Annotated in this window: 15 protein-coding genes; 12 read left to right on the forward strand and 3 right to left on the reverse strand. The window is 36.5% G+C overall.

Translation table 11 applies throughout. The annotated features are described in order from the left end of the window. Positions 1 to 5: 5 nt before the first annotated feature. Entirely contained in the window at positions 6 to 1,451 is a 1,446-nt protein-coding gene (miaB, locus tag WBG21_RS10720; RefSeq protein ID WP_340077749.1) for a tRNA (N6-isopentenyl adenosine(37)-C2)-methylthiotransferase MiaB, read from the reverse strand. A gap of 115 nt (positions 1,452 to 1,566) precedes the next feature. Here miaB and WBG21_RS10725 point away from each other — a divergent pair, with 115 nt between their 5' ends. The 8 genes from WBG21_RS10725 to WBG21_RS10760 all read left to right on the forward strand — a co-directional run bounded on the left by WBG21_RS10725 (position 1,567) and on the right by WBG21_RS10760 (position 11,997). Continuing rightward, complete coding sequence (locus tag WBG21_RS10725; protein WP_340077751.1) at positions 1,567 to 2,481, forward strand: lipid A-modifier LpxR family protein; 915 nt, start codon at positions 1,567 to 1,569, stop codon at positions 2,479 to 2,481. Positions 2,482 to 2,546: 65 nt separating this feature from the next. Next, the gene (gene topA / locus WBG21_RS10730) at positions 2,547 to 5,018 is read left to right on the forward strand and encodes a type I DNA topoisomerase (protein WP_340077753.1); all 2,472 of its coding nucleotides are present in this window, start codon (positions 2,547 to 2,549) and stop codon (positions 5,016 to 5,018) included. 3 nt (positions 5,019 to 5,021) lie between these two features. Then, a complete protein-coding gene (locus tag WBG21_RS10735) occupies positions 5,022 to 6,179 on the forward strand; it encodes a formimidoylglutamase (RefSeq protein ID WP_340077755.1) in 1,158 nt (385 codons plus the stop codon). A gap of 134 nt (positions 6,180 to 6,313) precedes the next feature. After that, positions 6,314 to 7,675, forward strand: coding sequence for a T9SS ring complex lipoprotein PorK/GldK (porK, locus tag WBG21_RS10740; RefSeq protein ID WP_340077757.1), 1,362 nt, complete (start codon positions 6,314 to 6,316; stop codon positions 7,673 to 7,675). 44 nt (positions 7,676 to 7,719) lie between these two features. Beyond that, complete coding sequence (gene porL / locus WBG21_RS10745; RefSeq protein ID WP_340077759.1) at positions 7,720 to 8,364, forward strand: type IX secretion system motor protein PorL/GldL; 645 nt, start codon at positions 7,720 to 7,722, stop codon at positions 8,362 to 8,364. 43 nt (positions 8,365 to 8,407) lie between these two features. Then, positions 8,408 to 9,970 (forward strand): type IX secretion system motor protein PorM/GldM, encoded by a 1,563-nt coding sequence (gene porM / locus WBG21_RS10750; protein ID WP_340077761.1) that lies wholly within the window; start codon positions 8,408 to 8,410, stop codon positions 9,968 to 9,970. 16 nt (positions 9,971 to 9,986) lie between these two features. Further along, positions 9,987 to 10,877: a type IX secretion system ring subunit PorN/GldN gene (porN, locus tag WBG21_RS10755; protein ID WP_340077763.1), complete on the forward strand. Its 891-nt coding sequence runs from the start codon at positions 9,987 to 9,989 to the stop codon at positions 10,875 to 10,877. 58 nt (positions 10,878 to 10,935) lie between these two features. Further along, on the forward strand, positions 10,936 to 11,997 hold the full coding sequence (locus WBG21_RS10760) for an NAD(P)/FAD-dependent oxidoreductase (RefSeq protein ID WP_340077765.1): 1,062 nt from the start codon (positions 10,936 to 10,938) through the stop codon (positions 11,995 to 11,997). Between the two features lie 7 nt (positions 11,998 to 12,004). Here WBG21_RS10760 and WBG21_RS10765 read toward each other — a convergent pair whose 3' ends face one another. Continuing rightward, positions 12,005 to 12,385, reverse strand: a complete 381-nt coding sequence (locus WBG21_RS10765) for a DUF983 domain-containing protein (protein ID WP_340077767.1) — start codon at positions 12,383 to 12,385, stop codon at positions 12,005 to 12,007. Between the two features lie 64 nt (positions 12,386 to 12,449). Between WBG21_RS10765 and WBG21_RS10770 the strand changes: the two genes are divergently transcribed. From WBG21_RS10770 to WBG21_RS10785, 4 genes are all read left to right on the forward strand, one after another. After that, positions 12,450 to 14,360 carry an ABC-F family ATP-binding cassette domain-containing protein gene (locus WBG21_RS10770; RefSeq protein WP_340077769.1) on the forward strand — a complete coding sequence of 637 codons (1,911 nt, stop codon included), beginning with the start codon at positions 12,450 to 12,452 and terminating at the stop codon, positions 14,358 to 14,360. Between the two features lie 76 nt (positions 14,361 to 14,436). Beyond that, positions 14,437 to 15,555, forward strand: coding sequence for an efflux RND transporter periplasmic adaptor subunit (locus WBG21_RS10775; RefSeq protein ID WP_340077771.1), 1,119 nt, complete (start codon positions 14,437 to 14,439; stop codon positions 15,553 to 15,555). 9 nt (positions 15,556 to 15,564) lie between these two features. Then, positions 15,565 to 18,762 carry an efflux RND transporter permease subunit gene (locus tag WBG21_RS10780; RefSeq protein ID WP_340077773.1) on the forward strand — a complete coding sequence of 1,066 codons (3,198 nt, stop codon included), beginning with the start codon at positions 15,565 to 15,567 and terminating at the stop codon, positions 18,760 to 18,762. Then, positions 18,749 to 20,071 carry a TolC family protein gene (locus WBG21_RS10785; RefSeq protein WP_340077775.1) on the forward strand — a complete coding sequence of 441 codons (1,323 nt, stop codon included), beginning with the start codon at positions 18,749 to 18,751 and terminating at the stop codon, positions 20,069 to 20,071. The genes WBG21_RS10780 and WBG21_RS10785 overlap by 14 nt, the downstream gene beginning before the upstream one ends. Positions 20,072 to 20,124: 53 nt before the next feature. Here WBG21_RS10785 and WBG21_RS10790 read toward each other — a convergent pair whose 3' ends face one another. Beyond that, complete coding sequence (locus WBG21_RS10790; RefSeq protein WP_340077777.1) at positions 20,125 to 20,580, reverse strand: GNAT family N-acetyltransferase; 456 nt, start codon at positions 20,578 to 20,580, stop codon at positions 20,125 to 20,127. Between the last annotated feature and the right edge of the window lie 56 nt (positions 20,581 to 20,636).

Genomic DNA, 20,636 nt, shown 5'->3' on the forward strand with positions numbered 1-20,636 from the left:
GATTTTTAATTATTGTCTGAATACCCAACAGCCTCACCGATAAGGGTTGCTGAAGTGCATTCATTTATTTTTACATTGACAAAATCACCGATTTTATAATTTCCTTTCGGAAAAACAACAACAGTATTTTGTGTATTTCTTCCCATCCAGTGGGCTTCCGATTTTTTGGAAACCCCTTCAATCAGTACTTCTTCCGTGTTACCCAAATGTTGCTGCGTGCGGTACAATCCGTGTTTTTGCTGTAGGTTGATGATTTCTGAAAGCCTTTGTTTTTTTACATCTTCCGGAACATCATCCTCCATTTTTCGGGCAGCAAGCGTGCCAGGCCGCTCAGAATAAGCAAACATAAATCCGAAATCATATTTAACATACTCCATTAAAGAGAGTGTATCCTGATGATCTTCTTCTGTTTCAGTAGGAAAGCCAGCAATCATATCTTGTGAGATGGCACATTCGGGAATAATCTCTCTGATGGTATCAATTAACTTGAAGTATTCCTCGCGGGTATGCAGGCGGTTCATCTTTTTTAAAATACGGTTGCTTCCGCTCTGAACCGGTAAATGAATGTATTTGCAAATGTTCCTATGAGCAGCCATCACATGCAATACATCTTCTGTCATATCTTGTGGGTTTGAGGTAGAAAACCGGATACGCATTTTTGGTTGTGCCGTGGCAACCATATCCAGAAGCATAGTAAAATTAACCGCTGTCGCTTTCTGTATTTCCGAAGCGTTATCAAAATCTTTTTTTAATCCTCCGCCATACCATAAATAACTATCTACATTCTGACCCAATAGTGTTACTTCTTTATAACCTTTATCCCATAATTGGTTGACTTCATCTACAATAGATTCCGGATCTCGGCTACGTTCACGCCCTCTTGTAAAAGGTACTACACAAAAAGTACACATATTGTCACAGCCTCGTGTTATGGAAACAAAGGCACTCACTCCATTACTGTTTAACCGAACGGGTGCAATATCGCCGTAAGTTTCATCTTTAGAAAGAATTACGTTTACTGCATTTCTTCCTTCATCAATTTCCTGAATAAGATTGGGCAAATCTTTATAGGCATCAGGACCTACCACCATGTCCACAATTTTTTCTTCTTCGAGAAACTTATTCTTCAAGCGTTCCGCCATACAACCCAAAACTCCTACTTTCATGTTCGGGTTAATCTTTTTTACAGCATTAAATTTCTCTAGGCGTTTACGGACTGTTTGCTCTGCTTTATCTCTTATGGAACAAGTGTTCACCAGTACTAAATCAGCTTCTTCTAGTTGCTGTGTAGTGTTGAACCCTTCATTGGCTAATATGGAAGCAACAATTTCACTATCAGAAAAATTCATCTGGCAGCCGTAACTTTCAATATACAATTTACGTGTATTGACAGTCTTTTCAGGCATTACAAGACTTTCACCTTGTTTTCGTTCATCAATTACTTTTTCCATCGCGCTTAAATGATGGACAAAGATAAATTAATTTAATGAGGTGTCAAAGTGTCAGGTTTTTATTTGTCAGAATAGTCTCAAATTTAGTTTCTTTGAAAAATTATTTAAAAAGGAAATGTTGCGCTATATATTAATTTTATTTCTGTTATTGTCATATGTGGCCTTTTCTCAGGAGGTGTTGTATAAAAACCAACTATCGTTTAGATCGGATAATGATTCTTATATATTTTCTGATCGTTATTATTCTTTTGGAAGCCATATACGCTACAGCAGGAGGCTTTCTTCCGATTTTATTTTTAAAAACACAGAGCAGCATACACTTCAACTTAACCTTACTATCGGTCAAATGGCATATACGCCGGATAATTTTACAGAGACAGATACGAATTTATTTGATTATCCTTTTGCCGGTTGGATGTATCTTTCAGGGGAAGTTATGAAATCAGATGAAAAACATCTTTTTGGACTGAATCTAGAGATTGGCGTAACAGGAGAAGAATCATTAGTGCGCCAAATACACCAATGGTATCATGATTTTATTAATATTGATCATCCTAGTTATGTAGCACAAATACCAGGAGAAGTAATGATGAATCTAAAGGGGAAATATGTTTATGATATGATCCTTACGGATGATCAGAGCCTATTTTTGAGTTTTGCTACAGAAGCGTCTTTAGGGACCAAAGATATTTTTCTAGAAGAAGGGGTTACCTTGTCATTCGGAAACCGAAGAAAATTAAATAATACGGCATTGCAGAACATGATTAGTACCAGTGGGTCTGAAAACTTTGGGCACCTTACAATTGCGTACAGATATGTGGGCCATAATACGTTGATAGAAGGAAGTTTTTTAAATGATAATGCTCCCTTTACATTGGATGCAAAAAACAGTGTTGTAAGTGTGCGGATAGGAGCGAGTTTTAGAAAAAATAAGAATACATTTAAAATACAATATAGTTATAATACAGAAGAAACATCTTTGTCTGAAAACCATCGTTTTTTGTCCTTATTATACGAATTGAGTTTCTAAAAACGCTGTCCTTACCATAAGGAATTAGTAAAATCTGTTACTTTTGTACTTTCAAAAAAGTATGCATGGCTAAGAATTTAGTAATTGTAGAGTCGCCTGCGAAGGCAAAAACCATTGAAAAATTTCTAGGAAAGGATTACAAAGTAGTATCCAGTTTTGGTCATATTGCTGATCTTCCGTCCAAAGAAATGGGAGTAGATGTCACCAAAGGTTTTAAGCCAAAGTACATTGTTCCAAAAGACAAAAAAGAAATTGTTAAGAAGTTGAAGGAGCTGGCAAAAAAAGCAGAAACTATATGGCTTGCTAGTGATGAGGATCGCGAAGGAGAGGCTATTGCATGGCACTTAGCAGAAGAGCTTAAATTGGATAAAGAAAAAACCAAGCGGATTGTTTTTAATTCAATTACTAAAAATGCCATTTTAAAGGCAATAGAAAACCCTCGTCAAATAGACCATAATCTGGTAAATGCACAACAAGCTAGGAGGGTATTGGATAGATTGGTAGGCTATGAACTATCTCCGGTGCTTTGGAAAAAAGTAAAAACAGGCTTATCAGCAGGAAGGGTGCAGTCAGTTTCTGTGCGGTTGATAGTAGAACGTGAACGGGAAATACAAAGATTTGTCCCAGAGGCATCCTATAAAGTTGTTGTTGAGTTTAAAACTGATACAGGAAAAACGTTTTTAGCAAAACTCGGAAAATCCTTTGCTACAAAAGAAGCTGCTGAAGCATTTTTAGAAAAAAACAAAACAGCTATTTTTAAAGTAGCGTCATTAGACACTAAGCCTGCAAAGAAATATCCTTCGGCACCTTTTACTACCTCTACTTTACAACAAGAGGCTTCGCGGAAATTATACTTTTCTGTGGGTAAAACTATGAGCGTAGCGCAACGGCTGTATGAAGCAGGGTTGATTACTTACATGCGAACAGATAGTGTAAACCTATCTAATGAGGCCATAGCAGCTGCTAAAAACGAAATAGAAAAGTCGTTTGGAAAAAAATATAGCAACTCAAGAAATTATACGGGAAAAACAAAAGGAGCACAAGAAGCCCATGAAGCGATTCGTCCTACAGACATATCAAAGCAAATAGTCAATGTAGAAAGGGATCAGGCTCGTTTATATGAATTAATATGGAAGCGTACCATTGCCTCTCAAATGAGTGCAGCTGAATTGGAGCGGACTAATGTTAAAATAGCAACAAGTACACATGACGAAATGTTCACCGCTAATGGTGAAGTATTAAAATTTGACGGTTTTTTAAAAGTCTATATTGAAGGCACAGATGAGGAAAATGAAGAACAAGAAGGAATGCTACCTGAGTTAAAGGTTAATGAAGAAGTATATCCGAAGTACATTACTGCTACAGAACGTTTTACAAGACCCCCATATCGTTATACAGAAGCTTCACTGGTTAAAAAGCTAGAGGAACTAGGTATTGGCCGTCCGTCAACATATGCTCCTACAATTTCAACCATACAAAACAGAGGCTATGTACAAAAGGGGAGTATTGAAGGGCAGGAAAGAAGCTATACACAGCTGATGTTATCAGGAGATACTATAAAAGAACAAAAACTTACAGAACGTATAGGTTCAGACAAAGGAAAATTGGTGCCTACAGACATAGGGATGATTGTAAACGATTTTCTAGTAAATCATTTCTCAGGAATATTAGACTACCATTTCACAGCTAAAGTAGAAGAAGATTTTGATCACATAGCTTCCGGAAAAGAAGATTGGACTTCAATGATGAAAGATTTCTATGGGGATTTTCACCCACAAGTAAAAGAAGTAGAAGAAACAGCAGAAAGAGAAAAAGGAGAGCGCATTTTAGGAGTTGACCCTGAAACGGGCCGGCAAGTGAGTGTCCGGCTAGGTCGCTTTGGTTCCATGGTACAGATTGGAACGGCAGATGAAGATGAAAAACCCAGATTTGCAAGCCTTCTTCCCGATCAGTCTATAGACACTATTACATTTGAAGAAGCATTGGACCTATTCAAGCTGCCACGATCGCTAGGCGAATATGAAGGTGAGGAATTAGCCGTAAATGTGGGCAGGTATGGGCCTTATATCCGATATGGTAAATCGTTTGTTTCCTTAGAAAAAGAAGACAGTCTTTTTGATGTTACATTGGAGAGAGCGATCGAATTGATTAAACAAAAACAGAAGGCAGATGCTCCTATAGCAACCTATAAAGGCTTAGGTGTAATAAAAGGGAAAGGTCGTTTCGGACCTTTTATTAAATGGAACAATATGTTCGTGAATGTAAGCAAGAAATATGATTTTGAAAATCTTTCTGCTGATGATATTGAGCAACTTATAGAAGGAAAACTAAAAAAAGATGCTGAAAAAGTTATCCATAATTGGAGAGAAGAAGATATTCGTGTAGAAAAAGCAAGATGGGGACGTTCAACGATTATTAAAGGAAGAACAAAAATAGAGCTCCCGAAAGAAGTGGATGCAACAAAATTGACGCTGGAAGAAGTAAAAGAGATTCTTAAAAAACAAACACCTGCTAAAAAATCAAAATCAAAAAAATAATAAATGAACGTTGATTTTCTCTCTCCGGTAGAAAAAGTGGTATTGGCCCACAATCAATTACTGCCTAAACAAGCGCTTGGAAGATCAATAAAAATTCACACTGAACAAGAAGGAATCCCTGATCTTTCAGGTATTCAAATTGCTTTGATAGGAATCAAAGAAACCCGAAAAGCACATTTTCAACCTAACCAAAAAATCAGCTTTTCAAATATGCGAATAGCTTTGTATGAGCTATTCTATGGCAATTGGAATACTTCCATAGCGGACCTTGGTGATATTGAAAGTGGTGATACTGTGGAAGATACTTACTACGCAGTCAGTACCGTTATGAGAGAACTGCTTCAAAAAAAAATCATCCCTGTTTTAATAGGAGGAGGGCATGACCTTACATATGCTACGTACAGGGCGTATGATAAATTAGGTCAAATGGTTAATTTGGTTTCCGTAGATAGCAAGTTTGACTTTGGAGGGACAGATGAGCTGATCTCTTCGGAATCATACATGAGTAAAATTATAGTAGAAAAACCTAACAACCTGTTCAATTTTTGTAATATAGGATATCAAACGTATTACAATGCACAAGAAGAGATTGATTTAATAGATAAGCTTTTTTTTGATGCTTATCGATTAGGGCAAATCTCAGAAGATATTACCATTGTAGAGCCCTTATTGAGGGATGCAGATATTGTAAGTATAGATATGACTGCAGTGAAAAGCACTGAGCTATTGGGTAAAAACCATATATATCCAAACGGTTTCGACAGTAGGGAAATATGTGCTATTGCCAGATATGCAGGGATCAGTGATAGCGTTTCATCATTTGGAATTTATGAAAACGAAAATACCCCACAATGCTCTCAGTTGACGGCACAAATGATATGGTATTTCGTCGAAGGGGTAAATTACAGAAAAAATGATTATCCGTATACCTCCCATGAATCTTATGAAAAGTACATAGTGCCAATAGAAGAAGAGGAACTTTCTTTTTATAAAAGTGATATTTCCGGCCGTTGGTGGATAGAAGTACCATTAATTCCAGACTTAAATAATAAATTAAAAAGACATGCGTTATTACCTTGCACCCACCAAGATTATTTAGATGCGTGTAATCAGATAATCCCTGAAAGATGGTGGAGAGCTTATAAAAAAACAATTGTATAAAGATGAATTCGGTCAAAAAACATTTAAGTATCGATGAAATGAACATATTTTTGGAAAAATTGTTTATTTCAAAATATTTAAATAGGTTTACGGTCTTGAATCTTGAAATTAAACTTAACCAGTAACCAGTATTTATGAAGAAGCTATTTATAGTTATAATCTCAGGATTACTTTTGTATAGCTGTGGTTCTAAGAACAGAGGGGAATTAGTGGGTGTAAAAGGTAAAAAATGGCATCCTGAGAAACCCTATGGTATGACCCTCGTCCCCGGTGGTGCTTTTATAATGGGGAAAGCAGATGATGATTATGCAGAAGTCCTTAACGCACCCACCAAAACAGTTACCGTCCGTTCCTTCTACATGGACGAAACAGAAATCACAAACAGCGAGTACAGGCAATTTGTAGAGTGGGTAGAAGATTCCATTATAAGAACACGTCTTGCAATTTTAGCCGATGAACTAGGAGAAGTTCCCGGTAATGGAGGGATTGGTGAATATGCGTTTAAAGATGCGGATACTTCAAAACTTTCTGTGTATGACAAATATATGCTTGACAATTATGTTGGCTTTGGTCCTACCGGTTATGAAGGCAGGATGCTTAATAAAGATATTGACTTAGAGTGGAATGTAGATGATTATCCTGATGAATACTATGCAGAAGTAATGGATTCTATGTATTTGTCTGCAGAAGAAACCTATAATGGTGTCCCTACCATAGATGTAAAAAAGCTCAAATACCATTATACATGGATGGACATTCAGGCAGCAGCAAAAGATAGAGAAGGAAAAACCAGAAAAGATTTTATACGTACTGAAGAGATAGGAATATACCCAGATACTACCGTATGGATAAAAGACTTCAATTATTCATACAACGAACCTATGCACAATGACTATTTCTGGCATGATGCATTTAGTGATTATCCTGTTGTGGGAGTCAGTTGGGACCAGGCAAGAGCGTTCTGTGCATGGAGGACAAAGTACAAGAATGATGATCAACGTTCGAGAAACCGTCAACATGTCAATCAGTTTAGGCTTCCAACCGAAGCAGAATGGGAATATGCAGCAAGAGGTGGATTAGAATCAGGTATTTATCCTTGGGGAGGCCCTTACATTTTGAATGACAGGGGGTGCTTCATGGCTAATTTCAAACCTCAACGAGGAGATTATGCTGCAGACAATGCCTTGTACACCGTAGAAGCAAAGTCATATGAACCTAATGACTATGATCTGTATAATATGGCGGGAAATGTTTCTGAATGGACAAACTCCTCATATGACCCCAATGCCTATGAATATACTTCAACGATGAATCCCAATGTATATGATGATGTAAATAAGCGAAAAGTTATAAGGGGAGGATCATGGAAAGATGTGGCATATTTTCTAAGAGTAAGCTCTAGAGATTATGAATATAAAGATTCAGCAAGAAGTTATATAGGCTTCCGTACCGTTCAGGATTATTTAGGAACAGAAGCAACGAAAAACACAAAATAATTAACCCAATCAATAAATTATACTTAACTTAAAAACAAATTATTATGGCACAGTCAAAATCATCTAAAAAATTATTCAACCTAGCATATGGTTTAGGAGCTTCCATTGTAATTCTAGGAGCATTATTTAAAATCCTTCACTGGGAATTAGGCCCTTTAAATGGAGGATCACTATTAGCGATAGGATTGATCACCGAAGCAGTCATTTTTGCAATATCAGCCTTTGAGCCTGTAGAAGAAGACCTAGATTGGTCATTGGTATACCCTGAACTTTCAGGAGGATCGTCTAAAAAGAAAGACGCTGCACAAGCTAAAGAAGCGGAAACGATCTTATCGAAAAAACTAGACGATTTATTAAAAGAAGCAAAAATAGATTCAGAATTAATGTCCAGTCTAGGACAAAGCATCCGGAAATTTGAAGATGCAGCACGCAATATGGGACCTTCAGTAGATGCTATCAACTCTACTAAAAAATACAGTGAAGAACTTTCTTTGGCTGCTGCACAGATGGAATCTTTGAACAGTTTGTACAAAGTACAATTAGAAAGTGCAAACAGACAAGCCAGCATTAATGAAGAGGTAACCAGTAATGCAGGGAAATTAAAAGAACAAATGGAGTTTTTAACATCTAACCTTTCTTCACTAAACAATGTGTATGGAGGAATGTTATCTGCTATGAGCAAAAACTAATTAGTAAGACCCCTAACTATTAAAAACCTAAAACTGATTAGAAATGGCAGGAAATAAATTATCCCCAAGACAAAAGATGATAAACCTCATGTATTTGGTATTCATCGCCATGTTGGCATTGAATATGAGTAAAGAGGTATTGTCTGCTTTTGGACTCATGAACGAAAAGCTCCAATCTTCTAATACAAAAACAACAGAAAATAACTTAGCCTTTTTTGAAGGGTTAAAAATAAAAGCAGAAGAACAACCTGAAAAGTTTGGAGAACTCTTCCAGAATGCTGCAACTATAAAGACAATATCAGAAGAATATTATAGCTATTTGGAAGAGTTAAAAACAGAAATGAAAACCGGCTTAAAAGATGATAAAGATTATGAAGTAATGGACAAATCGGATTTTCTGGATCAACAGTTTTTTGAAGGAGATAAGTATTCTTCAAAAGGACAAGAGTTCGTTGATAAAATGAACAATTATCGAGAAGGTGTCATAGAAGCACTTCCCGATACATATAACGATACAGAAGAAGCTGTTAAAGCGAGGTTCAGTACCGGAGAAAATGGAAAGGTAACCAATCGTGATGGCCGTCCGGTAGATTGGTTAAACTATCATTTTGAAGGATTTCCGTTAATAGCGTCCTTAACAAAAATCACGCAGATGCAAGCTGATATAAAAGCAACTGAAGAAGATGCGCTTTCTAAAATGCTTGAAGGACAGCTTCGTACAGAGGTATCTATGACCAATTATACCACACTTTTGGAGCAACCCAAATCAGCCTATTACCAAGGCGAAAAATTTGATGGACAAATTGTGCTTGGTAGAACAGATGCAACCACAAAGCCAAACGAAGTAGAATTATTTCTTGATGGGCGCAAGCTTTCAGCAAATGATTTCACTATGGATGGAGGAAAAGTAAAATTAAACGTCAATGCCGGGAGTGCCGGTGACCATAAGATAACCGGAAACCTATATTTTGACCAAGATGGAGAACGATTGGCTGTTCCAGTAGACCAAACCTTTGCAGTAATAACAAAGCCCAATGCAGCCGTTATTTCAGCAGATAAGATGAACGTAGTTTATAGAGGCGTTGCCAATCCAATTACAATTTCTATCCCGGGAGTACCTGACAATAAAGTTACAGCAGCTGCTCCGGGACTTTCAAAAGTTTCAGGAAGCAAATATGTAATGAATCCTGGAACAGGGAGAACAGTAACAATAACAGCCAGTGGAACACTCCCTGATGGGCAAGTAGTGAGAACGCCATCTGAATTTAGGATTAAAGATATTCCTAGACCATCCGGGACTATCCGTGGTGAATTTGGAGAAGTTAAAATGCCAAGGAACAACCTTGAAATATCAACGATTGGAGCTATCTTGGAAGATTTCGACTTTGATTTGAACCTTGCAATAAGCGGATTTAAATTTAAAGTTCCCGGGCAACCTACTGTTGAAGTACGGGGAAATAAATTGGACACCAGGGCGAAAAACACCCTGAAGAGAGCTAGAAGGGGAGATGCCGTTCAAATATTTGATATTCAGGCGTATATTACAAATAATAGGACTTATAAACTTAAGAAAGTATCTCCTGTCGTAATTGAACTTACAAATTAACAGTAACAGGTATCGTATGAATAGGAAAAACATATATCTATCAATTATCGGAATCTTTGTAATCGCAGAACTTTTTGCGCAGGCTAATTTGCTTAATGCTAAGCTTCCTAGTGAAATAGGCGTGAAGACAGAAGAACAAAAATTAGCTGACAATGATGGGCCGTTACCCTATGGATATGTAGATGATCGAGATATTCTATGGTCAAAAACTACATGGGAAATCATTGACCTTGATGAGCGTGTAAACTTCCCGTTCTACTACCCTTTAGATACTATAGGAATAGGTACTGACAGGCGTTCATTATATGACAATATAATGATAAACATAAGGAACGGAAACTTAAAAGAAGTATATACCGATTCTTATTTTACGGAAAAAAGAACGTTAAAAGATCTTGAAGCAACACTAGTGAAAATAGACACTACAGATGCAGGCTATGAACAGTATAATGCAGGCGAGCCTATTTCTCCGGAGTATATAAATAAACGAAAGTTGACTGCTGCTGATATAGAGGAATGGCGTGTAAAGGGCTTATGGTATTTTGATAAGCGTCATGGAGAGCTGAAATACCGGATTTTGGGAATTGCTCCTGTGGCACCTGATGTGAATTTCATAGATAGCGAAACCCCTGATTTGGTAGAATTGTTTTGGGTATGGTACCCTAGTGCACGCCAGATTTTGTATGATGCAAAAGTGTTTAATCAAAAAAATAGTGCTAAGCCGATATCCTTTGACCATCTTTTAAATGCCCGGCGCTTTAATGGGTATATCTATAAGGAAGATAATGTATATGGCGATCGTGAAATTTATGATTACCTAAGTGATAACTCACTGTTCCAACTATTAGAGTCACAGAAAATCAAAGAACAAATCCGTGACTTTGAACAAGATATGTGGAATTATTAATTCCTAGAAAAGTAATATAAAAACGCTCACATCTGTGGGCGTTTTTTAATTTAGCAAGATGATAGATTATATAATTGTTGGATTAGGGTTGGCTGGAATTTCTTTTTGTGAAATTTTAGAAAAAAACAACAAATCCTACGTTGTGTTTGATGACGATTCTCAACAATCCTCAAGAGTTGCAGGAGGGTTGTACAACCCGGTTATTTTAAAAAGATATACAAAAGCTTGGAAAGCAGGAGAACAATTAGAAATGGCATTGCCATTTTATAGGCAATTAGAAGCAAAATTCAACAAACAATTTGATCATCAGCTTCCGGTATATAGACGGTTTGCTTCTATAGAAGAACAAAATCGTTGGTATGAAGTGTGCGACAAACCGGAAATGGCTTCATTTTTGTCAACCCAACTAATTAAAGACTACAATAGCTGCATTGACGCTCCATTTGGATATGGGGAGGTATTAGGGACCGGAAGAATAGCTATTAAAGCACTACAAAAAGCCTACAAAGAATATTTATCCGATAATAAAAAATACGTTTCAGAACCATTTGAATATGAACGTCTGGAAATAGATGGCAATAAGCTTAGCTATAAAGACATAGCTCCAAAAAAAATAGTTTTTTGTGAAGGGTTTGGCATGATAAAGAACCCATTTTTTAACTATTTACCATTGAATGGAACAAAGGGAGAATTGATCACAATAAAAGCTCCCAAATTGATATTGAGCGAAGTAGTAAAATCAGCAGTTTTTATAATCCCATTGGGAGATGATCTATACAAAATAGGAGCAACATATAAATGGAAGGATAAAACCAACAAACCAACTAAAGAAGCAAGAAAAGAACTATTGGAAAAGCTTGCAACCTTTTTGAAATGTGATTTTGAAGTGATCAATCAAGAGGCAGGGATACGTCCAACAGTTGCGGATAGAAGGCCTTTAATAGGACAACATCCAAAGCATAAAAATATATACCTGTTAAATGGATTAGGTACGAGAGGTGTCATGGTAGCCCCTTATGTTTCAAAGCAATTGTATAACCACATTGAATATAGAGAAGAAATAGATAAGGAAATAACTATTGAGCGTTATGAATCAAAATATGTTAATACAACGAGTTAAAACTAGGTTATTTTGAAGAATTAGCGTTGTATTTTATAAAAAAATTGATCCAGATATTTCTGGAAAGCCGCATAATAACAGGCATAAAAGCAATCAATGTGGCGACGATAACAATAAAAGCCACTTTTAACCCTGTGCCGATAAAAAGATAAGAAACCATAAAAGCTGCTAAGGCAAAAGCAATACCTACGGCATAGCTCACGTACATAGCTCCGTAGAAAAAGGAAGGTTCTATTTTGTACTTTAATCCACAATGGGAACATGCAGTGTTCATCATAAGTGTTTCAGAAGGAATGTACATATTCTTAGACCGGTACATGCTTTCAGATTGACACTTTGGACAGGTTCCTGTTAAAATACTGTAGAGTTTCGTTCCTTTTTTTAACATTTGCAAAATGTTTTTTACAAAAATACAATAGGAATCTATTAATTGAGTAACTGTAGTTACAAATATGTTGAACATTCATAATATATCGGTAGTATTTGGGGGAGAAAGTCTTTTTGAAGAAGTGACTTTCAGGTTAAATGCAGGTGATAAAGTAGGCCTAATAGGAAAAAATGGAGCAGGGAAGTCAACCATACTTAAACTTTTGGCAGGCGAAATAACCCCTGATACAGGAACAATAGCATCTGATAAAGATGTAAAAATAGGTTTCCTAAAACAGGATATTGACTTTGAAAAAGGCAGAACCGTTTTAGAAGAAGCCTATGAAGCTTTTGTAGATATAAAAAAACTAGAAAAAAAGTTAGAAGAAATAAATACCCAATTAGTTGAACGGACCGATTATGAAAGTGAAGCGTACCATGATTTAATGGTGGCCCTTAATGATACAACTCATCAGTATGAGATAATAGGAGGATACAATTATGAAGGCGATACTGAGAAAGTATTGATAGGCTTAGGCTTCAAAAGGGAAGACTTTCAAAAGCCGACAGAAACATTTTCGGGGGGGTGGCGCATGCGGATAGAATTAGCAAAATTATTGCTACAAAACAACGATGTGTTATTGTTGGATGAACCGACCAACCACCTCGATATAGAGTCCATCATCTGGTTAGAACAATTTCTAAAAAACTATAACGGAGCAGTGGTCATTGTATCACATGACAAGATGTTTTTAGATAATGTGACCAATCGTACTATTGAAATTTCATTGGGTAGGAGCTACGATTATAATAAGCCTTACTCAAAATATTTATTGCTGAGGAAAGAAATTAGAGAACAGCAGTTAGCTACTCAAAAGAATCAGGAAAAACAAATACAACAAACAGAGCGGCTAATAGAAAAATTCAGGGCAAAAGCCTCCAAAGCCTCCATGGCACAGTCACTTATTAAAAAGCTTGACAAAATAGACCGAATAGCGGTAGATGAAGAAGACAATAGTGTTATGAACATACAATTTCCGGTAGCTGTTCAGCCCGGAAAAGTAGTTGTTGAGGCGCATAGCATATGCAAGCATTATGGCAACAATCAAGTTTTAAAAGATATAGACCTTTTAATAGAAAGAGGTGCGAAAATAGCTTTTGTAGGACAGAATGGACAGGGAAAAACTACGCTAGCAAAAATAATCGTTGGTGAAATACCACATCAAGGGGCCTTGAAACTAGGGCACAATGTACAACTAGGCTATTTTGCACAAGATCAAGCAGCATATTTAAATACAGAGAGAACAGTACTTGACACGATGATTGACGCTGCCAATGAAACCAATAGGGCTAAGGTGAGAGATATTTTAGGCTCTTTTCTCTTTAGAGGAGATGAAGTAGATAAGAAGGTAAAAGTGCTTTCAGGAGGCGAACGTAACCGGTTGGCATTGGCTAAAATGTTACTCCAGCCATTTAACGTATTGGTAATGGACGAACCTACCAATCATTTAGACATTAAATCGAAACATGTTTTAAAACAAGCCCTCAGTAATTTTGAAGGAACCTTGATATTGGTTTCACACGACCGGGATTTTCTTCAGGGACTTACAACCAAAGTGTATGAATTCAGAGATAAAAAAGTAAAAGAGTACCTGGGGGATATTGATTTTTATCTTGAAGAACGGAAAGCGCAAAGCTTTAGAGTCATAGAAAAAAAGGAGAAAACAATAAAACAAAAAGAAACGTATTCAAAAAATAACACCTACGAAAACCAGAAAAAATTAAAATCATTAACTAATCAATTGAGTAAAATAGAACGAAAAATCACGGAAATGGAAGAAGAAATTGCCCAGGCAGACCATAAACTGGCAAGCGACTATGAGACTATTAGCAATTCTTCAGATTTTTTTATTGATTATGAAGTTAAAAAAGACCAATTAAAGAAATACATGGAAGAATGGGAAAAATTGCAGGAAGCGATTGATAATTTGAGTTAATTTTAGGAAAGTTTTAACCATCAATAGCATAAATAAAAAATAGTTTTGTAAACCAACCATCGTATACATTTGTCATATGAGAAAGATCATACTTTCTGTTTTAGGGATTGCACTTATCATCCTCTCCATTTTTTTAGCAAAACTCATTATCGATAGCAAAAAGAAGCCCAAACCTAGAGAAAATAAGATAACAAAAACAGTATTTGCCGATACCATAACAAATGGTGAAGTACCGATTGTTATAAAATCTCAGGGAACACTAACCGCTAAAAGGCGTATTGAACTATTTTCAGAAGTGCAAGGCGTTTTTAGGAAAAGCAGCCGGCCTTTTCTCACAGGGCAGCTATACAAACAGGGAGAAACACTGCTTTATATAGACAATGCTGAATACTATGCCTCGGTACAAGCTCAAAAAAGCAACTTGTACAATATAATTGCGGCTGCTATGCCGGATATCAGGCTTGATTTTTCGGAAGCATATCCAAAATGGCAACAGTACTTTAACAATTTTGACATTGATAAACCTGTTTCCAAGCTACCTGAAGCAGCTTCAGACAAAGAAAAATATTTTATAGCTGGAAGGAACATAACCGGGACGTATTACAATATCAAGAACCTAGAACAACGATTGTCCAAATACACTATTTCTGCACCTTTTACAGGAATATTGACTGAAGCATCCGTAAGGGAGGGGACGTTAATACGAAACGGTCAGAAATTAGGGGAATTTATAGATCCTTCCGTGTATGAGCTAGAAGTGTCTGTAAGTAAATCATATAGTGATTTTTTAAAAACAGGAGCAAAGGTTACCATGTATAACTTTGACAATACAAAGACTTGGGAAGGAATCATTAAGCGGATAAATGGACGCGTTGACCAGCAATCGCAGACCATTCAGGTATTTATAGAAGTTTTGGGGGCCGGATTACGTGAAGGTATGTACCTGCAAGCTGCATTGAATACAAAAAATGAAACAAACGCTGTAGAAATATCCAGAACATTACTCTTGGACAATAAAGAAATATTTATAGTAAAAGACAGTATGTTACAAACGCTTCCTGTGAAACCGGTTTATTTCTCAGAAAAGAAAGCTGTTGTAAAAGGAATTCCCGATGGTACAATAATTTTAGCTAGGCCTGTGCCAGGAGCTTATTCCGGAATGCAGGTGAGTATATACAAATCAGAAGAACAATAACCTGCACACATGAGAAAAATAATTGCTTATTTTATTAAATACCATGTGGCTGTTAATGTTATCATTATTGCCTTTTTTATTTTTGGAACCGTAGGGGCACTTTCCTTAAAATCATCTTTTTTTCCATTGGTCGATTCCAAAATAATTAATATAACAGCAGTGTACCCGGGCGCTTCCCCACAAGAAATAGAAGAAGGGATCATCCTTAAAATAGAAGATAATTTAAAAGGGTTGGAAGGCATAGATAGGGTGACTTCTGTTTCCCGGGAAAATTCAGCGGGTGTTACTGTAGAGATCATGAAGGGAGAAAATATTGACTTTATGCTGCAAGAAGTTAAAAATGCAGTAGATCGTGTCCCTTCCTTTCCTGTGGGGATGGAGCCCATCATAGTAGCTAAACAAGAAGCGACACGGCAAACAATCAGTTTTTCAACCAGTGGAGAAAATATTCCTTTAGTTACACTGAAACAAATAACCCGGGAGATTGAAAATGACCTTAGAGGAATGGAAGGGATTTCACAAGTAGCAATTTCCGGCTATCCTCAGGAAGAAATTGAAATAGCTGTCAAAGAAGATGCACTTATTGCCTATAATTTAACCTTTAGTGAAGTAGCCCAGACAGTTTCCCGTGCAAATATTCTGGTAACGGGAGGAAACATCAAAACCAACACAGAAGAATACCTGATACGGGCAAGCAATAGGTCGTATTATGGAGATGAGCTTGACAACCTTATTGTAAGGGCTTTGCCCAATGGAAATATCATCCGGTTAAAAGATATAGCAAAAGTAAGAGACCGTTTTTCAGAAACTCCAGATGCATCCTACTTCAATGGAAAACTATCAGTAAATGTTATAGTGAGCAACACCAATACAGAAGATTTAATATCTACAGCTGAGAAAATAAAAGAATACATTACTGAATACAACCAAAAGCACAATAACATTCAATTAGATGTGGTAAGCGACTCTTCTATAACACTTACTCAACGGACACAGTTATTGGCAGAAAATGCCATGATAGGAATCTTATTAGTGTTATTTTTTCTATCCACATTTCTGAATACCCGTTTAGCATTCTGGGTGGCTTTTGGGTTGCCGATTTCCTTTTTGGGAATGTTCATCTTTGCCGGAATGTTTGATGTTACCATCAACGTATTGTCCTTATTTGGGATGATTATTGTAATAGGCATTTTAGTAGATGATGGAATTGTAATTGCCGAAAATATTTTTCAACACTACGAAAAAGGAAAATCACCTATAAAAGCAGCCATAGATGGAACCTTAGAAGTAATTCCACCTATAGTGTCTGCCATTGTTACTACGTTACTGGCATTTGCTACATTCTTTTTTCTAGATAGTAGAATAGGAGAATACTTTTCAGAAGTATCAACGATTGTAACACTTACGCTAACGGTCTCACTATTTGAGGCACTGGTTATTCTGCCTGCCCACTTAGCACATTCGAAAGCACTAAAGAAAAAAGAAAACAATAGGGAAGTAAAACCAAATAGGATAGCTATGTTCTTTGCCAAAATGAGGCAAATAAACAAGATAGGTGATAAAATCATGAGGTATTTGAGAGACAAAACATATAGCCCAATACTTCGCTTTGCGCTTAAAAATCAATTATTTACTTTTTCAATCTTTATTGTCTTTTTTGTACTTACCATTGGTGCTATAGGAGGAGGAGTTATAGGAACCACATTATTCCCCAGTATTGCCAGCGACCGTATAAATGTGAACCTAACGATGCCACAGGGTACAAATGAACGTATTACAGATTCGATCATACAAACGATCGAAACTGCAGCTTGGAAAGTAAATGATGAGTATACTACAAAGCAAACAGGTAACAGGCAAGTGATAGAGAATGTCATAAGGAGAATTGGTCCCGGAAGTTCGGTAGCCTCATTGACCATTAATTTATTGCCGGGGGAATTCAGGGATGCTTCAGCTCCTGACATTACATCGACCTTAAGGGAAAAAGTAGGCCCTGTAATAGGGGTAGAGAACCTGATCTTTAATTCTGGAGGAAACTTTGGAGGGAGTCCGGTATCAGTTTCCTTATTGAGTAACAATATTCAGGAATTAAAAGTTGCTAAAGAAGAACTAAAAGCAACACTTTCAAAAAACCCGTTGCTCAAAGATATCAATGACAATGATCCGGCTGGAATAAAGGAAATAAAGATTAATTTAAAAGAAAAAGCATATCTATTAGGGCTAGATTTACAGTCGGTGATGAATCAAGTACGCGCTGCTTTCTTTGGGTTTCAGGCACAGCGTTTCCAGAGAGGACAAGATGAAATCCGTGTTTGGGTACGATACGATAGGGAAAACCGCGAGTCTATCCAATCATTGGATGCAATGCGTATTGTAACACCTACAGGTGAGCGTGTACCTTTAAGTGAAATAGCAAGTTATGAGATAGCTAGAGGGGATATTGCCATCAATCACTTAGATGGATTAAGAGAAATACAAGTGAGTGCCGACCTTAAAACCCCGGGAGAGAGCGCTACAGATATTCTGGAAGACATAAGAACAGTGATTATTCCTGAAATACAGTCTAAATACCCTACGATAAAAGCTTCTTTTGAGGGTCAGAACAGACAGGCCAGTAAATTGCAAAACTCTGCAAAAGCAACTTTTCCGGTTATTTTGTTTTTGATATATGCTGTTATTGCATTTGCCTTCCGTTCCTACAGCCAGCCATTACTTTTATTAATGATGGTTCCATTCAGTGTTATAGGGGTTGCATGGGGGCATTGGCTCCATGGCTTTTCTATAAATGCACTATCATGGTTGGGCATTGTTGCTTTAATTGGGATTATGGTAAACGATGGCTTGGTGCTGATAGGAAAATTCAATACCTTTTTAAAAGAAGGAATGAAATATGAAGAAGCGCTATACGAAGCAGGAAGATCCCGTTTTCGGGCTATCTTTTTAACATCTATCACAACGATTGCTGGATTGGCCCCTTTAATTCTTGAAAAAAGCAGGCAAGCGCAGTTTTTAAAACCAATGGCTATTTCCATTTCATATGGAATTGCCATAGCAACAGTATTAACTTTATTAATGCTTCCTATATTTTTATCAGTGAGCAACTATATAAAAGTAACAGCAAAATGGTTAATTACAGGCAAATCAGTGACAAAAGAAGAGGTAGAACGTGCCATAAAAGAGCAAAAACAAACGGATGAAGCACATTAATCAATACATATCCATTATACTTCTAGTTGCAGGAGTACATATAGTTTCCCCACAAGAAGTGCTCAAAAAACAAATGGCAGTAGAACTGGCATTACAAAACAATTTTGATATACAAATAGCTGAGAACAATGCTCAGATAGCTGAGAACAATGCAGGAATATTAAATTCGGGGTACTTACCCAGCATTACAGGAAATGCAGGAGCTGCCTACAACAAAGACAATCTGGAAAGTACCTTTAGAGATGGTAACACAGTTGAACTTAACGGTGCAGAGACAACCCGTTATAATGCTTCAATTAATTTGAATTATACCTTGTTTGATGGATTGGGAAGATTGTACAATTACAAAACATTAAAAGAACGCTCGGCTCTTTCCGAGTTGCAAGTGAGAGAAACCATAGAGAATACGATTCTTCAATTGTTTTCGGTATATTATGAAGTAGCCCGCATAACCGAAAATGTAGCAAACCTTAAGAAAACATTAGCTATTTCTAAAGACCGTTATACAAGGGCAAAATATCAAAACGAATATGGGCAAAATACAGGATTAGATCTATTAAATGTACAAGTAGATGTAAATACAGATAGTATAAACCTGATAAATGCTGAACAAGCTCTACGCAATGCTAAGCGGGACCTTAACTTGGTATTAAACAGAGACCTGTCAACTGCCTTTGAGGTAGATACTTTAGTTGCTTTTATTCCAGACCTTGTAATGGAAGATCTTTATAAGCAGGCAAAAATTAATAATGTACAGTTATTGCAAACGGCACAAGGTTTAAAAATAAATGATTATACCATAAAGTCACTTAAAGGGAATTATCTCCCAAGTATTGGTTTAACAGGTTCTTATGGCTGGAATAAAAATAACAATAACTCTGCATCTTTTGTAACACAGTCTACTTCAAACGGGTTGTCAGTAGGGGCTTCTTTAACATGGAATTTATTTGACGGCGGCCGTACGATTACCTCAGTAAAGAATGCTAAGATCACTTATGAAAATCAAGAATTGCTCCAACAGCAAACAGAGATGCAGGTAGAACGGAATATTAAAAATGCCTGGGAAACTTATAAAAACACGTTATATGTTTTGGAAGTCCAGAAACAAAATGTACTTACAAACCAAGATAATTTTGACAGGACACAAGAACGCTATAAAATAGGACAAGTAACTTCATTAGAATTTCGACAAGCACAATTGAATTTGCTCAATGCAATTAATGCACAGAACCAAGCAAAATATACAGCTAAACTAGCTGAGTTACAGGTTTTGCAAGTAAGTGGACAGCTATTAAACATTGCGTTTTAGTATTACCTTCATTAAAAAATCATGCATAGTTAGTTTTATAATTAAGGCAGTTATTAACTAATTAAATGTTTTTCAAAACAAAAACTATTTTCGGCATGGGTGTATGGAGGGTAGTTTGGAATTATTTTATAACCTAACTTTTTATACAAAGCGATAGCTTCCGGCTGCCTTTTTCCAGTTTCCAAAATACATTTTTTATAACCCAATTCAATTGCCCAATGCTCTAGTTTAGTTAGTATTTTAGAAGCAACCCCTTTGCCTCTATTTTTAGGGGGCACATACATGCGTTTTATTTCTACAATTCTAGTATCATATTTTTTAAAAGCACCACATCCTACTGGCTTATCGTGCTCATATGCTATAATTACATGTTTTATGCTATCAATTTTATTAAACTGATCATAAAAAGCATGCTCATCCCCATCCCTGATGGCAAGATCAGCGTTTAGATGTTTTACAAGATGGGTAAAATCCTGATTTTTAGAATCTGTTTTTATAAGAGTAATCATGAAAAAAAGCTTTGAAAAAGATAACTACTTATCTAAGATATCAAAAATCGCAGAAT

Source organism: Leptobacterium meishanense (assembly GCF_037645805.1).
Lineage (GTDB): Bacteria > Bacteroidota > Bacteroidia > Flavobacteriales > Flavobacteriaceae > Leptobacterium_A > Leptobacterium_A meishanense.

What these genes read in the sequence shown, in the direction of transcription:
- WBG21_RS10760 (WP_340077765.1), top strand. Translation starts at nt 10,936, where the DNA reads ATGATAGATTATATAATTGTTGGATTAGGGTTGGCTGGAATTTCTTTT.
- topA (WP_340077753.1), top strand. Translation starts at nt 2,547, where the DNA reads ATGGCTAAGAATTTAGTAATTGTAGAGTCGCCTGCGAAGGCAAAAACC.
- porM (WP_340077761.1), top strand. Translation starts at nt 8,408, where the DNA reads ATGGCAGGAAATAAATTATCCCCAAGACAAAAGATGATAAACCTCATG.
- porN (WP_340077763.1), top strand. Translation starts at nt 9,987, where the DNA reads ATGAATAGGAAAAACATATATCTATCAATTATCGGAATCTTTGTAATC.
- WBG21_RS10790 (WP_340077777.1), bottom strand. Translation starts at nt 20,580, where the DNA reads ATGATTACTCTTATAAAAACAGATTCTAAAAATCAGGATTTTACCCAT.
- WBG21_RS10770 (WP_340077769.1), top strand. Translation starts at nt 12,450, where the DNA reads ATGTTGAACATTCATAATATATCGGTAGTATTTGGGGGAGAAAGTCTT.
- miaB (WP_340077749.1), bottom strand. Translation starts at nt 1,451, where the DNA reads ATGGAAAAAGTAATTGATGAACGAAAACAAGGTGAAAGTCTTGTAATG.
- porL (WP_340077759.1), top strand. Translation starts at nt 7,720, where the DNA reads ATGGCACAGTCAAAATCATCTAAAAAATTATTCAACCTAGCATATGGT.
- WBG21_RS10735 (WP_340077755.1), top strand. Translation starts at nt 5,022, where the DNA reads ATGAACGTTGATTTTCTCTCTCCGGTAGAAAAAGTGGTATTGGCCCAC.
- porK (WP_340077757.1), top strand. Translation starts at nt 6,314, where the DNA reads ATGAAGAAGCTATTTATAGTTATAATCTCAGGATTACTTTTGTATAGC.
- WBG21_RS10775 (WP_340077771.1), top strand. Translation starts at nt 14,437, where the DNA reads ATGAGAAAGATCATACTTTCTGTTTTAGGGATTGCACTTATCATCCTC.
- WBG21_RS10765 (WP_340077767.1), bottom strand. Translation starts at nt 12,385, where the DNA reads ATGTTAAAAAAAGGAACGAAACTCTACAGTATTTTAACAGGAACCTGT.
- WBG21_RS10785 (WP_340077775.1), top strand. Translation starts at nt 18,749, where the DNA reads ATGAAGCACATTAATCAATACATATCCATTATACTTCTAGTTGCAGGA.
- WBG21_RS10780 (WP_340077773.1), top strand. Translation starts at nt 15,565, where the DNA reads ATGAGAAAAATAATTGCTTATTTTATTAAATACCATGTGGCTGTTAAT.
- WBG21_RS10725 (WP_340077751.1), top strand. Translation starts at nt 1,567, where the DNA reads ATGTTGCGCTATATATTAATTTTATTTCTGTTATTGTCATATGTGGCC.